The sequence below is a fragment of the Klebsiella sp. CN_Kp088 genome, assembly GCF_040064335.1.
GTDB classification, from domain to species: Bacteria; Pseudomonadota; Gammaproteobacteria; order Enterobacterales; family Enterobacteriaceae; genus Klebsiella; species Klebsiella aerogenes.
In genome coordinates this window covers 131,791-145,143 of the sequence record NZ_JBEAIQ010000024.1, presented here as the reverse complement: position 1 = coordinate 145,143, position 13,353 = coordinate 131,791, and the positions used below count along the sequence as shown (strand labels likewise).

Here is a 13,353-nt window from a genome sequence, read left to right as displayed (position 1 = left end):
TGCTCCTGATAAGGGAATTTCTTTGCGATAACGCAGGTTAGGCGGAATTTGCCTGCCAGGCGGCAATATTAATACAGCGTCCGCCCGGTGGGAGATCCTGGCTGTCGTGAGTCACCAGCACCGCCGGGATTGCCAGCCGGTCAATTTCCGCAAACACCCACTGGCGAAAATCGGCGCGAAGTTCTGCATCCAGGCGATTAAAAGGCTCATCCAGCAGCAGCGCTTGCGGCCTCGCCAGCAGGGCGCGCAGCAGGCTGACGCGCGCGCGCTGTCCGCCGGAGAGCGTGGCCGGATCGCGCGAGGCGAACCCCGGCATGCCAGCGCGCGCCAGCGCTTGCTCAACTTCGCTCTGGCGCGCCGCGCCGCGGATCTCAGCGGGCAGGGCGAGCTGTAAATTGTGCCCCACGCTGAAGTGGTCAAACAGTAGCGCATCCTGAAACAGGATGCCAATGCGTCGCGCTTCAGTGGCGAGCCCGTCGCAGCGGCGTTTGTTGAGCCATAATTCACCTTCGGCGCGAAAGGTGTCGGCAAGCGCGCCGATCATCCAGGCGAAAAGGGTTGATTTACCGCTGCCGGAAGGGCCCATCAGCGCCAACACCTCGCCGGGGGCGACAGAAAAATTTACCCCACACAACAGCGGTTGGCGGTGGAGGGTTAATGTCAGATTGTGAACGGTTAGCATTAGCGTAATCCCCGGCGGCGACGGCCTATAAACCAGGCTATCAGCGCAGTAACCATAAAGCAGATCGCCGGTAGCAGCAATTGCCACAGCGCTTGTGCGGCAAGCCGCGTACTGTCGCCGCCGCTGCTCAGCGCGACCGCTTCGCTGGTCAACGTCGGCGTCCGTCCGCCGCCGAGCCACACGGTCGGCAGATATTGCGCGATACTCACCGAAAACCCGACCGCCAGCGCGGTAAGCAGCGGTCGCGCCATTGACGGCAGTTTGACCCACCAGAACAGGTGTCCGCGCCGCCAGCCAAGCGTACGGGCAATCAAGAGCAACCGTGGATCCAGATTGCGCCAAGCCGGGGAGAGGATAAACAGCATCCATGGCACGACCCATAACAGATGCCCCCATAATACCGTCATCAATTGACCGTCGAACCAGCCCACGAGCGCTAATTGATATTGACCATCGGCAAGCGGCAGCGTCGGGATGATTAATGGCAGCCAGAGTCCGTTATATCTGGCGGGGCCGAATTCCAGCCACAGCAGGCACAGCGCGGCCCCCAGTATCGCCGCACCTAACGCCAGCCAGAGGCTGTTGCCGATCGCCTCAGCCGTTGGCTGCGTCCATTGCGAAATGCCAGCCAACAACAACGCGCAAACCAGACCGCAGGCGGGTACCGCCTGCGCCAGAATACGTCCGGTCGCAGCGTTGGCGGGGGCGGCGCGCTTGTCGCATAGTGCGGGAATAGTTTGCCGCCAACGGCGCCAGCCTGCCGATGCGATGGCCGCGAAGATTAACGTGAACGCCAGCAGCAGCAGGCTGGCCAGCGCGCCTTTCGCCTGTTGCAGCGGATCGCCCTGATTAAGCCATTGCCACGCCAGTACCGCCAGCGTTGGCGGATTTCCCGGACCGATCACCAAAGCGACATCCACCGCCGACAAACTCCAGGCGACGGTGGCCAGCAGAACAAGGCTCATCGATGGCAGCAGTGCCGGCACAATAATCCACTGCAGACATTGCCAGCGGTTGTAGCCGAGGGTTTTCATCACTACGCTTTGGGCCGCCAGCTGTTTTTCACCCAGTACGCCATACGCCACCCACAGTAAAAAAGCGCTCTCTTTAACCGCCATTGTCAGGCCCAGCCCGATACCGTAGCGATCGACCGGTGGGCTCAACGCGGGAAACAGACGATACAGCCAGCCGCCTTCGGCAAATAGCAGCAAGGCGGCGGTGGCGAAGGCGACATGGGGTACCGCCAGCAGCAGCGGTAATCTTCTCGCCAGGCGCTGCCAGCCAGTAGCTGGCCATAATGCGCCAATCACCATCAGGGTGATGAACAGCGCGCCGCCCACCGCCAGCAGCGTAGAGACTAGCGTCGCCGCCAGCGCCTGCGGCAACTGCGGATCGCTAAATAGCGCCCGCCAGGCCGCGGCGTCGACGGCAGGTATCGCCATCAGCGCGGCGGCGGGAAGCAGGGGGAGATAGATAAGCGCTATCGCTCCCCACGTCAGCGCAATTAGTGGGTACCGTAGCGGCGCAACCATTCCTGCTCCAGCGCGTCAACCCAGGCGGCGTGCGGTTCAGCCAGCATCGGCGGCGTCGCTTTCGGCTGCACGGCGTAAAATGCGGCGCGCTGGGCGTCGTTGAGTTTTTCGGGCTCCAGTACGCTGGGATCGCCCCAGATCTGTGGATCGGCTTTGCGTAGCTGAGCCTGCGGCGACAGCAGGAAGTTAGCCACCACCTGTGCGCCCGCCGTCGCGCGGGCGTTGGCGGGGATAGCGACAAAATGCACGTTGCCGAGCATCCCTTGTTTAAAACCGAAGCTATAACTGTCTTGCGGAAGTTCGCCGCTGGCGGCTTTTTGCTGCGCATGCAGCGGATTGAAGGTCAGCGATAGTTGTAGCGTGCCTTGCGCCAGCATCGCGTCCATCCGCGCCGGCGACAGCGGAAAATCGCGGCCCTGGCGCCAGAGCAGCGGGTGTAGCCTGTCGAGATAGGCCCAAAGCGGCGCGGTCACCGCGGCGAAACTTGTCTCCTGCGGCGGCTGGCGCAGGGCCTCCGGCCGATCGGTCAACGCAACCAGCAACTGCTCAAGGAAAGCGGTGCCGGTAAAATCCGGCGGCCGCGGATAGGTGACGCTGCCTGGATGTGCTGTGGCGAAAGCCAGTAGCGCCTGTGCGCTGTCCGGTGGTTCAGCCAGCTGCGATCGGCGGGCGATAAAAGTCAGCTGCGCGCTGCCCCACGGGGATTCCGCGCCGTCGGTGGCGATGGAGAAATCTTCCCGAACCGGTTTTCGCGTATCGACGTAGCGCCAGTTAGGCAGCTTCTCGGCCCAGTCGCTGCGCAGTAAATTCGCCTGCTTCAACGTGCGGAAATTCTCGCCATTAACCCACAATAAATCGATTGAACCGCCGCGGGAACGACCGGCACGCGCCTCGGTCTGAATACGCTTGACCGCATCGGCGGCATCGGCGATATGTACAATACGCAGATCGACGGCGTAATCCCGTTTCACCTCGGCGCTGACCCAGTCGAGGTAACGGTTAACCGCCGGGTCGCCGCCCCAGGCGTTGAACCACACCGTCTGGCCGCGCGCCTGCTGGCTGATGCTCTGCCAGTTCTCGTCGGCGTTGGCGAGAGTCGGGGCCAGCAGCAGTGCGGCAAGCCAAATTAAACAATAACGCAGACTGCGCATATTGACTCCTTAGGGATGAGTGTCGGAAACATCGGGCTTCGGGATTTGGCACAGGCCTTGCGCCGGGATCGCCAGTGCGGAATTAAAGCGTGCGGATAAATTTTGCAGGCCGATCAGCGCGGTTAGTTCGGTTAACGCCTGAGCATCGAACTGCTGCGCCAGCCGGGCGCGCAGCGCATCATCGACGGCGGGCGGCGTCATGCTCGCCGCTTCGGCATATTCCAGTGCCAACCGTTCGCTATCGCTGAATAATCCGCTATTGCGCCAGTCGTTAACCGCCAATAGTTTTTCGCTGCCGCCTGCGCGCTGCGCCAGTTTCATGCTGGTGATATCAATGCAAAATTCACAGTGACACAGCTGGGCGATACGGGCGCTCACCAACGAGCGTAGCAGCGGATCGAGCGGCGAGCGTCGGCGTTCCAGATATCCGACAAACATGGAGACCAGATAAAACGCCAGCGGGATGCGCCCCCACCAGCGGATAGGGCTGAGCACCGCGCCATAATGGCGACGGTGTAGCCACGCCTGCGGGCGCAGGATCAATGGAATCGACGTTAACGGCGGTAGATTCATGGCGATTTCCTGTTGTGATGCGCAACGTATTGCGCTTTGACTATCGCGACTACGATAGCTAAAGCGAACAAAATAGATAAACCGCTGAGCAGCCAGAACAGCCCCCCCGTCAGCAGGCTTCCGGCCCACGAGTAGACGATAGTCGCCGGTAATTGGCCGACGCCGGTGGCAAACATAAAATGGCGAAAGCGGATTGAGGTTAGCCCAGCGGCGTAACTCACCGGATCGAAAGGGACGAAGGGCAGCAGGCGGCAAACCAGGATGGTGTGCTTGCCGTAGCGCCTAAAAAAACCATCTACGCTCTGTAATACCGCCTTGCCGGTTAGTTTTTCTACCACTTCACGGCCCAGTACGCGGGCAATAAAAAAGCACAACGCCGCGCCAGCCATCGCGCTGACCCATGACAATACGCCGCCCCACAGTGCGCCGAACAGCGAAGCGTTGGCAAAGGTAATTAAAAATGCCGGCAGCGGCGCGACAATCGCCTGCAGGATCATCAGCCCGAAAGAGACCAGGGCTGCCAGCGGACCATAAGCGTGAATAAAACGCTCCAGCGCTTGCTGATCGAGGGTGGCAAACGCGCTGAAGCTATGTTGCACAAAGGAGCGTACGCCCGGTATTAACCACCAGCCGACGAGCGCTGCCAGTGCCAGCAGGATGATAGCGCCGCGTAAGAGCCACAGCCGTTTTCTGTTATCCATTTTTATCGCTTACCGCGGATGTGGCGACACTAATGTGTTTATAGCGGCCATAACGCCTGGCGGCCTGAGTTAATACAAAGAGCATCAGGCCGGCGATGCTGAGTTTGCCAATAAAAGCCAGGGTGATGCCATCGCGGGCCAGTTCACTAGCCATAAAAGTATAAATAAACAATCCCGGTAGGGTGGCGATGGTGGAGATAAATGTAAAGGACCAGAAGGGGATCGCCGTTAGCCCATAGGCATAATTCTGCAGATTATAAGGGAACAGCGGCACCAGCCTGGTGAAAATCAGAAAATCGCAGCCGCTGCGGGCAATACCGCGCTCGAAAGCCTGAAAAACGGCGTGGTGACCGCAATAGCGCTGCAGCGCTTCGCGGCCCAGCCAGCGGGCCAGCAGGAACGACAGCGATGAGGCGACAGTCGCGGCGATAAGCGAGAGTAGCGTGCCCAACCAGGGGCCGAATATCATACCGCCGACGATGACTAACGCGCTGCCTGGCATCAGACATAAGGTGGCGATGATAAACAGCAGGATATAAAGCGCATAACCTGCGCTACCGCTGTGCAGAATAAGCAATTGAAGATCGTGAAGGTGGCTGAACAGTCTCGTCAGCCCGGCGTGCTGAACAAGCCATGCCAGCAGGGCAAACAGGAGTACGGCAAACAGCAGTTTATAGCGTGTCGGGTAACGGCTTCTTTTGCATGAGGGTCTCCTGTCTTCGTTTTGTCCGGCAGGAAACGCCGGGTGCGCGCGACAGTATAGTAAATTGCCGCGAGCGACAATGTATACCGTTCACTTTATTGATTTTGCTCAGGATAGCGGGGCTCCGCGCCGGAGCCCCAAAGAAGAGTTATGGTTTAAAGGTTGCCCATACCGGCGCATGATCGGAAGGCTTTTCCATCCCGCGGATGTCGTAATCGATGCCGGTTTCGACGCAGCGCTGAGCCAGCGGCGAGCTTGCCAGCAGCAGGTCGATACGCAGACCGCGATTGTCATCAAAACCTTTAGAGCGGTAATCGAACCATGAGAAGCGGTCATGATTATCCGGGTTGGCGTGACGCCAGGTATCGACCAGGCCCCAGCCCAGCAGGCGATCCATCCATTCACGCTCTTCTGGCAGGAAGGAACATTTACCGGTGCGCAGCCAGCGCTTACGGTTCTCTTCGCCAATGCCGATATCAAGGTCGGTAGGGCTAATGTTCATATCGCCCATGATAAGCACCGGATTTTCTTTGTTCAGCTCGGTATCGAGGTAGTTCTGCAGATTCTGATAAAACGCCGCTTTCGCCGGAAATTTAGTCTCGTGGTCACGGCTCTCTCCTTGCGGGAAATAGCCGTTAATTACCGTGACATTACCAAACGGCGAGGGGATTTCCGCCATGATGATGCGGCGTTGCGCATCTTCGCCGTCGCCCGGGAAGCCGCGACGCACGGCTATCGGAGTCTCTTTGGTCAGCAGCGCGACGCCGTAATGGCCTTTTTGCCCATGGTAAAAGACGTTGTAACCCAGCTTTGCCACCTCTTCGAGAGGAAACATATCGTCGTGTACTTTGGTTTCCTGGAGGCCGATAACATCGGGCTGATGTTTATCGACGATGGCGGCCAGTTGATGGGGGCGGGCACGCAGGCCGTTGATATTAAAAGAGATGAATTTCATAGTCGCTGCCACTGTGCAAGGTGAATAGTGCAAGGATGTTAGCAGAATTTCATCATGGTGGCTGCCGACAGGTGGTTAATTCTACCGATTACTGCGGTTGGCGAGCGAATCGCACAAATTATGCACCGTTTTGGCGCATGTCGCGCCAAAAAAGCGCAGATATCTACGATAAATTTCGTAGAGGATCACAATTACAGAATTATATCTTATCGCTGCATAACTTCTCGTCGTTTTCCTCTATCCAGCGCCGTTTATTTGATGATTATTCACTAATTATGCATTTTTATTGAATAGTTAGTGTCTGTAACTCATTGATATCGCGTGATTGAGCTCAATTTATGCATTTTTGCCTCTGGCTGGCACGATGCGTGCAATCTACATTTACAGCGTAATAACTCATAAATTTTAACATTGTGCTTACTTTTAATTTACCGGAAGAGGTCGATATGTCTCAGTCAATTACGCGTAGCAATTTTGATCAATGGATGATGCCGGTATATGCGCCGGCGGCTTTTATTCCGGTACGCGGCGAAGGTTCACGGTTGTGGGATCAGCAGGGGAAAGAGTATATCGATTTTGCCGGCGGTATCGCGGTGAATGCGCTGGGACACGCTAATCCACAGCTAGTAAAAGCGCTGACCGAGCAGGCGGGAAAATTCTGGCATACCGGTAACGGCTACACCAACGAACCGGCGCTGCGCCTTGCCAAAAAGCTTATCGACGCCACCTTTGCTGACCGCGTTTTCTTCTGTAACTCCGGCGCCGAAGCTAACGAAGCGGCGCTGAAACTGGCGCGTAAATACGCCCACGATCATTACGGTAGCCACAAAAGCGGCATTGTCGCGTTCAAAAACGCCTTCCACGGACGCACGTTGTTCACCGTATCTGCAGGTGGCCAGCCTTCCTATTCGCAGGATTTTGCGCCGCTGCCGCCTCAGATCCAACATGCTACCTATAACGACCTCGACTCGGCGCGGGCGCTGATTAATGACGACACCTGCGCGGTGATCGTCGAGCCGATGCAGGGCGAGGGCGGCGTGGTGCCGGCGAAAGCAGAATTTTTGCGTGGCCTGCGTGAACTGTGCGACCAGCACAACGCGCTACTGATTTTTGATGAGGTTCAAACTGGCGTCGGTCGTACCGGCGAATTGTATGCCTATATGCACTACGGGGTGACGCCGGATGTCCTGTCGACGGCGAAAGCGCTGGGCGGCGGCTTCCCGATCGGCGCGCTGTTGGCGACGGAAAAATGCGCCAGCGTGATGACCGTCGGCACCCATGGCACGACTTACGGCGGTAACCCACTCGCCACCGCTGTTGCCGGGGAGTTACTGTCTATCGTCAATACACCGACGCTTTTGAACGGCGTTAAACAGCGTCACCAGTGGTTTAGCGAACGCCTGAGCGCGATTAACGCCAAATACGGCCTGTTCAAGGAAATTCGCGGACTGGGGCTGCTGATTGGCTGTGTACTGAACGACGAATATGCCGGGAAAGCTAAAGCCATTAGTACCCAGGCGGCGGAAGACGGGCTGATGGTACTGATTGCCGGGGCAAACGTCGTTCGCTTCGCTCCGGCCCTTAACGTGAGCGAGGAAGAGGTGAACACCGGTCTCGATCGCTTTGAGCTGGCCTGCCGTCACTTCCTTGCGGGAGTTTCATCATGATGGTGATCCGACCGGTTGAAAAAGCCGATTTGCCGGGGCTGATGGCTCTGGCGGGAGAAACCGGCGGCGGCCTGACGTCGCTGCCGGCGGACGAACCCACGTTGGCTGCCCGCATTGAACGCTCCCAGCGGACCTGGCGCGGCGAACTGCCGAAAAGCGAGCAGGGCTATGTCTTTGTGCTGGAAGATAGCGTCAGCGGCGCGGTCGTTGGGATCTGCGCGATTGAAGTCGCCGTTGGCCTCAACGATCCCTGGTACAACTATCGGGTCGGCACGCAGGTACATGCATCAAAAGAGCTCAACGTTTATCACGCGCTGCCGACGCTGTTCCTTAGCAACGATCACACCGGCTGTAGCGAACTCTGCACGCTGTTTCTCGATCCGGCATGGCGTAAAGAGGGTAACGGCTACCTGTTGTCGAAATCGCGACTGCTGTTTATGGCCGGTTTCCGCGACCACTTTAATGACAAAGTGGTTGCCGAGATGCGCGGCGTGATTGATGAGCATGGCTATTCGCCGTTCTGGGAAAGCCTTGGCAAGCGCTTCTTCGCGATTGAATTTTCCCGCGCCGACTATCTCTCCGGCACCGGTAAAAAAGCGTTTATCGCCGCACTAATGCCAAAACATCCGTTATATATCGACTTTCTCTCCGATGAAGCGCGGGCGGTCATCGGCCAGGTTCATCCGCAAACGGCGCCTGCGCGTGCGGTACTGGAAAAAGAAGGCTTCCGTTTTAACAACTACATCGACATTTTCGACGGCGGCCCGACGCTGGAGTGCGAAATCGACCGGGTGCGGGCGATACGCAAAAGCCGCCTGCTGACGGTGGAAGAAGGGCAGCCTGCGCCGGGAGAGTGGCCGCAGTGTCTGGTCACCAACGAGCAGTATCAGCAGTTCCGCGCTATCCTGGTCCATGCCGACCCGGATAGCGAAACGTTGCTGCTGAGCGCGCGTGAGCTGGATACGCTGAAATGCCATCCAGGCGACCGCGTACGGATGGTCCGCCTGATCCCGGAGGAGAAAGCATCATGAGTTTATGGATTAACGGCGAATGGCAAAGCGGGCGTGGCCCGCAGCGCAGTAAATATAACCCGGTCAACCAGGCGCTGCTGTGGCAGGGAAATGACGCCGACGCCGGGCAGGTCGCGCAGGCGGTTAGCGCCGCGCGTCAGGCTTTTCCCGCCTGGGCCCGCCTGCCATTTAGCGCGCGTCAGGGGATCGTCGAGAAGTTTGCGGCGCTGCTGGAAGCGAACAAAAGCCAGCTGACGGCGATTATTGCCGCTGAGACCGGTAAACCACGCTGGGAGGCGGCCACGGAAATTACCGCCATGATAAATAAGGTGGCGATCTCGGTGCGTGCTTACCATAGCCGCACCGGCGAGAGCGAGACGGCGATGGCAGACGGCGCCGCCACGTTGCGCCACCGTCCCCACGGGGTGCTGGCGGTGTTCGGGCCGTATAACTTCCCGGGCCATTTACCTAACGGACACATCGTACCGGCGCTACTCGCCGGTAATACCATCGTCTTTAAACCCAGCGAGCTTACGCCGCAAAGTGGCGAAGCGGTGGTTAAACTGTGGGCTGAGGCGGGCTTACCCGCTGGAGTCGTGAATCTACTGCAGGGCGGCCGGGAGACCGGTGAGGCGCTGAGCGGGCAGGCGGATATCGACGGGTTGTTGTTCACCGGTAGCTCCGCGACCGGCTTCCAACTGCATCGTCAACTGGCCGGGCAGCCGCAAAAAATCCTCGCTCTTGAAATGGGCGGCAATAACCCGCTGATTGTTGACGAGCCGCAGGATATTGACGCAGCGGTTCACCTGACTATCCTGTCGGCATTTATCACCGCCGGGCAGCGTTGTACCTGCGCGCGCCGCCTGTTGGTCAAACGCGGCACGACGGGCGATGCGTTTTTGCAGCGTTTAGTGACGGTGTCACAACGTCTTATTCCCGGCGAGTGGGATGCGCAGCCGCAGCCGTTCCTGGGCGGGCTGGTATCGCCGCAGGCCGCGCAAAAGGTGCATCAGGCCTGGCTTGGGCACGTGGCGAGCGGCGGACAGACGTTACTGGAGCCGCGTCTGTTGCGCGACGGCACTTCGCTGCTGACGCCGGGGATCATCGACATGAGCAACGTGCAGCAGGTGGCGGATGAAGAAGTCTTTGGCCCGCTGTTGTGCGTGTGGCGCTATGACGATTTCGCGCAAGCGATCGCGATGGCTAACGCCACCCGTTTTGGTCTCTCCTGCGGATTGATTTCCTCCGAGCGTGATAAGTTCGAGCGCCTGTTGCTGGAAGCCCGCGCCGGGATAGTCAACTGGAACAAGCCGCTGACCGGCGCCGCCAGTACCGCGCCGTTTGGCGGAACCGGCGCCTCGGGAAATCATCGTCCAGGCGCCTGGTACGCCGCCGATTATTGCGCCTGGCCGATGGCCAGCCTGGAATCTGCCGAACTGGCGCTACCGGAGACGCTCAGTCCGGGTCTGGATTTTTCATTGCAGGCAAGTTGATGAATGTTCGCGGGGCCGGGATTCTCGGCCCTGCGAGTTTTCCTCGATCCGTTTCAGTAATAGAGGAGGCGTCGTGGACGACTTTCTGGCACTAACTCTGGCGGGGCGCTGGCCGCATCATTTTCATGGCGAAACCGCCCATTTTCGTTGGCACTGGATCGATTGCGGCATCCTGCTGCTGACCCCGCATGCGCGCTGCGAACGTTCACTGGTACTCTCCTGCGGTATTCACGGCAATGAAACCGCGCCGGTGGAGATAGTCAACGCTTTGCTTCAGCAGTTGTTTAGCGGCGAACTCCCGCTGCGCTGGCGTGTGTTGGTGATATTCGGCAACCCGCCGGCGCTGCGGCAAAATAAACGCTATCTCGATAGCGATATGAACCGCATGTTCGGCGAACGCTGGCGCAAGTTCGCGCCCAGTGGGGAAACGGTGCGGGCGCGGCAGTTGGAAAGCGCTGTGACGCGTTTCTTTAGCGATAGCCATGGCGTGCGCTGGCATCTGGATATGCATACCGCTATTCGCGGCTCGCTGCATCCGCGCTTTGGGGTGTTGCCGGCACGCGAGGAGCCGTGGAGCGAAGATTTTCTCAGCTGGCTTGGCGCGGCCGGGCTGGAGGCGCTGGTGTTCCATCAACAACCGGCGGGAACCTTTACCCACTTTAGCTGCGAACGTTTTGCCGCGCTGGCCTGTACGCTGGAGTTGGGCAAAGCGCTGCCTTTTGGCGACAACGATTTAACCCAGTTCTCAGCGACGCAGCGGGCGTTAAGCAGGCTGTTGGTGGGCGATTTGGCGGTGGCAGAAGCGACTGCGCCGCTGCGCTACCGGGTGGTGCAGCAGATCACCCGCCACAGTGACCAATTCCAGTTGCATATGTCGGGGGAGACGCTCAATTTTACGCCGTTCAGCGCCGGGACGCTGCTGGCGGAGGATGGCGAAACGCGCTATGTCGTCGAAAAGGCGCAAGAGTACGTGCTGTTTCCCAACCCCGGCGTGGCGCCAGGGCTACGGGCTGGGCTGATGCTGGAACGGTTGTAATTCCCGCACTTAACTATTCACAGCCGTTGTCGTTCGCGGTTGTGAATATCGAGTGAAATATCGCTGCGCGCCGATCTTATTTATTTGTGCCATTGATATGGTTTGCAGATTATTCCTGGTTAAATGCTTTGTTTTTAATCTCCACTGTTTTATAATCTTCACAGTTTCCTTATAAAACAGCCTGTTATTTATTTTTTGTTGCATATCCCTCCTCATTTTCCTTATTTTCTCCACAATTGGTGAGAAAATGTTTTTTACACTTTCATTGTTTTACGCTTGCACTGACTAATTGACGATAAAGCGCGTAAAGTTAATCTCGTCAACACGGCAATGCGCCGTCAGAATAACTGATAGTAAGGACATAACCATGAAGAAGATTACTGCTCTGTTTGTTGCCTCTACGCTGGCTCTGGGTGCTGCTAACCTGGCTCACGCAGCCGATACTACCGCTACCACCCAAACCGACAGCAAACCGATGATGCACCATAAAGGTATGCCGGGTCATCACGATATGATGTTCAAAGACCTGAACCTGACCGATGCGCAAAAGCAGCAGGTTCGCGACATCATGAAAAGCCAACGCCAGAACATGAAACGTCCGTCCCTTGACGAACGTCGCGCCATGCACGATCTGATCGCCAGCGATACTTTCGACAAAGCGAAAGCCAGCGCGCAGATTGATAAGATGGAAGCACAGCATAAAGAGATGATGCTTTCCCGCATGGAAACCCAGAACAAGATTTACAACATCCTGACCCCGGAACAGAAAAAACAGTTCAATGCGAATTTTGAGAAGCATCTGACAGAACGTAAAGCGCCGGAAGGTAAAATGCCTGCACCTGCTGAGTAACTCAGCGCGCGGAATGAAGACCGCCGGTCTTGCCCAATCATTGCCATTAAGGCTTTGGGCAGGGCCGGCGGTTTTTTACGTTTGCGAAATCATTAGCCAAGAAGGTGCAGCGGATACTCACCGCTGAGCAATGGCTTACAAAGAATCTTGTAGCCATCGTGATCGAAACCGGCAGGCAGTGTGGTGAGTTTAGCGGCTTGCGCCAGTGAATCTACCGCGCCCAGCCACAGCCAGTTATGAATGATATGGTACTGAACCATATCCGGGCCGCGCTCTTCCAACGCCACCGGACCCGCCCACGGCCAGCACACCAGCTGAAGCTTACTCATTTGCGCCAGCAGCCGCTGGTTATGATCTTCGACGCTCTCTTTACCACAGCAGGCGCCGGCGCAGCGCCCCAGTGCGGAACGAAAACAGGCGCGCCCGCGACTCAGCGGCTCCAGCCCCAGAATGCCATAACACAGACGGTGCTCATCGGCGATGGTTTGTAGCGCCTGTAATGCCGCGCGGCGGTTAGCGAACAGGCCGTACAGGTGCTGCTGATGGGAGAAATCGACTTCTCGCGCATACACAACTTGCGGTTTACCCGACTCCAGCAGCCAAGAGCAGAGCTGTTTATTACGCCGCAGTCGTTTATTAAACAGCGGCTGCTGTTCTTTAATTAACCGCGCTTCAAGTAACAGCGCGCCTAATTCACCGGCGGTGCGTTGCCAACTGATGCGTCGCGCCTGGCGCAACATGGAGGCCTCATCTGCGGTACGCAAATGCGACAGCACACGGCTGCGGATATTCACGCTCTTACCGATATAAAGCGGCAGTGTCTCGCTTTCACCATGGAACTGATACACCCCAGGCAGCTTTGGCAAGGCCTCCAGCCATGGGCGCAAATGTTCGGGATACTCATAGATTGCCGCCGCTTCAAACTCCAGACGCGGGGCAGATTGTTTTCTGGCCACAACAACTCCTGATACTGTTCATGCATCCAGTATAGCAGGCGAGT

The 13,353-nt window shown here is 57.8% G+C and carries 13 protein-coding genes; 5 read left to right on the top strand and 8 right to left on the bottom strand.

Translation table 11 applies throughout. The features are described 5' to 3' along the window. Positions 1-37: 37 nt before the first annotated feature. The 7 genes from ABLV08_RS15095 to xthA form a co-directional block, all read right to left on the bottom strand. Positions 38-682, bottom strand: coding sequence for an ATP-binding cassette domain-containing protein (locus tag ABLV08_RS15095; protein ID WP_032711855.1), 645 nt, complete (start codon positions 680-682; stop codon positions 38-40). Further along, positions 682-2,214 (bottom strand): thiamine ABC transporter permease, encoded by a 1,533-nt coding sequence (locus ABLV08_RS15090; protein WP_348855996.1) that lies wholly within the window; start codon positions 2,212-2,214, stop codon positions 682-684. Before ABLV08_RS15090 ends, ABLV08_RS15095 begins: the two co-directional genes overlap by 1 nt. Beyond that, positions 2,187-3,365: an ABC transporter substrate-binding protein gene (locus ABLV08_RS15085; RefSeq protein WP_047054034.1), complete on the bottom strand. Its 1,179-nt coding sequence runs from the start codon at positions 3,363-3,365 to the stop codon at positions 2,187-2,189. The genes ABLV08_RS15090 and ABLV08_RS15085 overlap by 28 nt, the downstream gene beginning before the upstream one ends. Before the next feature lie 9 nt (positions 3,366-3,374). Beyond that, the gene (locus ABLV08_RS15080; RefSeq protein WP_015366168.1) at positions 3,375-3,938 is read right to left on the bottom strand and encodes a carboxymuconolactone decarboxylase family protein; all 564 of its coding nucleotides are present in this window, start codon (positions 3,936-3,938) and stop codon (positions 3,375-3,377) included. Continuing rightward, positions 3,935-4,639, bottom strand: coding sequence for a TVP38/TMEM64 family protein (locus ABLV08_RS15075; protein ID WP_015366169.1), 705 nt, complete (start codon positions 4,637-4,639; stop codon positions 3,935-3,937). The genes ABLV08_RS15080 and ABLV08_RS15075 overlap by 4 nt, the downstream gene beginning before the upstream one ends. Continuing rightward, entirely contained in the window at positions 4,632-5,252 is a 621-nt protein-coding gene (locus tag ABLV08_RS15070; protein ID WP_224146699.1) for a TVP38/TMEM64 family protein, read from the bottom strand. Before ABLV08_RS15070 ends, ABLV08_RS15075 begins: the two co-directional genes overlap by 8 nt. A gap of 238 nt (positions 5,253-5,490) precedes the next feature. After that, positions 5,491-6,297 (bottom strand): exodeoxyribonuclease III, encoded by an 807-nt coding sequence (gene xthA, locus ABLV08_RS15065; protein ID WP_015366172.1) that lies wholly within the window; start codon positions 6,295-6,297, stop codon positions 5,491-5,493. A gap of 446 nt (positions 6,298-6,743) precedes the next feature. Between xthA and ABLV08_RS15060 the strand changes: the two genes are divergently transcribed. The 5 genes from ABLV08_RS15060 to spy all read left to right on the top strand — a co-directional run bounded on the left by ABLV08_RS15060 (position 6,744) and on the right by spy (position 12,353). Beyond that, complete coding sequence (locus ABLV08_RS15060; protein WP_015705769.1) at positions 6,744-7,964, top strand: aspartate aminotransferase family protein; 1,221 nt, start codon at positions 6,744-6,746, stop codon at positions 7,962-7,964. Next, a complete protein-coding gene (astA, locus tag ABLV08_RS15055) occupies positions 7,961-8,995 on the top strand; it encodes an arginine N-succinyltransferase (protein ID WP_032711851.1) in 1,035 nt (344 codons plus the stop codon). The genes ABLV08_RS15060 and astA overlap by 4 nt, the downstream gene beginning before the upstream one ends. Continuing rightward, the gene (gene astD, locus ABLV08_RS15050) at positions 8,992-10,467 is read left to right on the top strand and encodes a succinylglutamate-semialdehyde dehydrogenase (protein WP_348855994.1); all 1,476 of its coding nucleotides are present in this window, start codon (positions 8,992-8,994) and stop codon (positions 10,465-10,467) included. Before astA ends, astD begins: the two co-directional genes overlap by 4 nt. Before the next feature lie 73 nt (positions 10,468-10,540). Next, positions 10,541-11,503, top strand: a complete 963-nt coding sequence (astE, locus tag ABLV08_RS15045) for a succinylglutamate desuccinylase (RefSeq protein WP_015705766.1) — start codon at positions 10,541-10,543, stop codon at positions 11,501-11,503. 367 nt (positions 11,504-11,870) lie between these two features. Then, positions 11,871-12,353: an ATP-independent periplasmic protein-refolding chaperone Spy gene (gene spy, locus ABLV08_RS15040; RefSeq protein WP_015366179.1), complete on the top strand. Its 483-nt coding sequence runs from the start codon at positions 11,871-11,873 to the stop codon at positions 12,351-12,353. Positions 12,354-12,445: 92 nt separating this feature from the next. Here spy and cho read toward each other — a convergent pair whose 3' ends face one another. Continuing rightward, positions 12,446-13,309, bottom strand: coding sequence for an excinuclease Cho (gene cho / locus ABLV08_RS15035; protein WP_032708300.1), 864 nt, complete (start codon positions 13,307-13,309; stop codon positions 12,446-12,448). Between the last annotated feature and the right edge of the window lie 44 nt (positions 13,310-13,353).

Coding starts and splice junctions, on each gene's coding strand:
- spy (WP_015366179.1), top strand. CDS start 11,871: ATGAAGAAGATTACTGCTCTGTTTGTTGCCTCTACGCTGGCTCTGGGT.
- ABLV08_RS15060 (WP_015705769.1), top strand. CDS start 6,744: ATGTCTCAGTCAATTACGCGTAGCAATTTTGATCAATGGATGATGCCG.
- astA (WP_032711851.1), top strand. CDS start 7,961: ATGATGGTGATCCGACCGGTTGAAAAAGCCGATTTGCCGGGGCTGATG.
- astD (WP_348855994.1), top strand. CDS start 8,992: ATGAGTTTATGGATTAACGGCGAATGGCAAAGCGGGCGTGGCCCGCAG.
- ABLV08_RS15080 (WP_015366168.1), bottom strand. CDS start 3,938: ATGAATCTACCGCCGTTAACGTCGATTCCATTGATCCTGCGCCCGCAG.
- xthA (WP_015366172.1), bottom strand. CDS start 6,297: ATGAAATTCATCTCTTTTAATATCAACGGCCTGCGTGCCCGCCCCCAT.
- ABLV08_RS15075 (WP_015366169.1), bottom strand. CDS start 4,639: ATGGATAACAGAAAACGGCTGTGGCTCTTACGCGGCGCTATCATCCTG.
- ABLV08_RS15090 (WP_348855996.1), bottom strand. CDS start 2,214: ATGGTTGCGCCGCTACGGTACCCACTAATTGCGCTGACGTGGGGAGCG.
- ABLV08_RS15095 (WP_032711855.1), bottom strand. CDS start 682: ATGCTAACCGTTCACAATCTGACATTAACCCTCCACCGCCAACCGCTG.
- ABLV08_RS15085 (WP_047054034.1), bottom strand. CDS start 3,365: ATGCGCAGTCTGCGTTATTGTTTAATTTGGCTTGCCGCACTGCTGCTG.